Annotated in this window: 1 pseudogene; it reads right to left on the minus strand. The window is 57.6% G+C overall.

Going from position 1 to position 1,397, the window contains the following annotated elements:
* Nucleotides 1-1,397: pseudogene (locus ACIPLA_RS28250) on the minus strand (DNA-directed RNA polymerase subunit beta'); the annotation flags it as partial.

Genomic DNA, 1,397 nt, shown 5'->3' on the forward strand with positions numbered 1-1,397 from the left:
GTCTCTTTACCGAACGCGATGGTGCCGCTGACTTCAGCCAGAATCGAGGCTTCTTTCGGACGACGGGCTTCGAACAAGTCGGCAACACGCGGCAGACCACCGGTGATGTCACGGGTCTTCGAAGTCTCTTGCGGAATACGAGCGATAACATCACCGATCGCGATTTTCGCGCCGTCCGCTACGCCGACCAGGGCGTTAGCAGGCAGGAAGTACTGAGCGATTACGTCGGTACCCGGCAGCAAGAGATCCTTACCGTTGTCATCAACCATCTTCACAGCAGGACGGATATCTTTACCGGCAGCTGGACGGTCTTTGGCGTCGAGCACTTCAATGTTGGTCATACCGGTCAATTCGTCAGTCTGACGCTTGATCGTGATGCCTTCTTCCATGCCCACGTAGGTCACGGTACCCTTCATTTCGGTAACGATTGGGTGAGTGTGCGGATCCCACTTGCCACGATTGCGCCAGCGTCGACCTTGTCACCTTCTTTAACCGAAATCACAGCACCGTACGGCAGCTTGTAACGCTCGCGCTCACGACCGAAGTCATCAGCGATCGCCAGCTCACCGGAACGGGACACAGCAACCAGACAACCATCCACTCGCTCAACATGCTTCAGGTTATGCAGACGGACGGTACCGCCATTCTTCACCTGAACACTGTCGGCTGCGGAGGTCCGGCTTGCCGCACCACCGATGTGGAACGTACGCATCGTCAGCTGGGTACCCGGCTCACCGATGGACTGGCAGCGATAACGCCGACCGCTTCACCGATGTTCACCTGGTGACCACGAGCCAAGTCACGGCCGTAGCACTTGGCGCAAATGCCGTAGCGGGTTTCGCAGCTGATCGGCGAACGCACAATCACTTCGTCGATGCTGTTCAGCTCGATGAACTCGACCCACTTCTCGTCTACCAGCGTGCCGGCAGGAACGATGATTTCCTCGGTACCTGGCTTGAATACGTCACGGGCGATAACACGACCCAATACGCGCTCACCCAACGGCTCAACAACGTCACCGCCTTCAATGTGCGGAGTCATTACCAGGCCATGTTCGGTGCCGCAATCGATCTCGGTCACAACCAGATCCTGCGCCACGTCTACCAGACGACGAGTCAGGTAACCGGAGTTCGCAGTTTTCAACGCGGTATCCGCCAAACCTTTACGAGCACCGTGAGTGGAGATGAAGTACTGAAGTACGCTCAAACCTTCACGGAAGTTCGCTGTAATCGGCGTTTCGATGATGGAACCGTCCGGCTTGGCCATCAGGCCACGCATACCGGCGAGCTGACGGATCTGCGCCTGCGAACCGCGCGCGCCGGAGTCGGCCATGATGTAAATCGAGTTCATCGACTTCTGCGGGACCATCTCGCCCTTGGCGTTGGCCACGGTGTCGG

Origin of the sequence: Pseudomonas sp. NPDC086112, assembly GCF_044746425.1 — a bacterium.
Taxonomy (GTDB): domain Bacteria; phylum Pseudomonadota; class Gammaproteobacteria; order Pseudomonadales; family Pseudomonadaceae; genus Aquipseudomonas.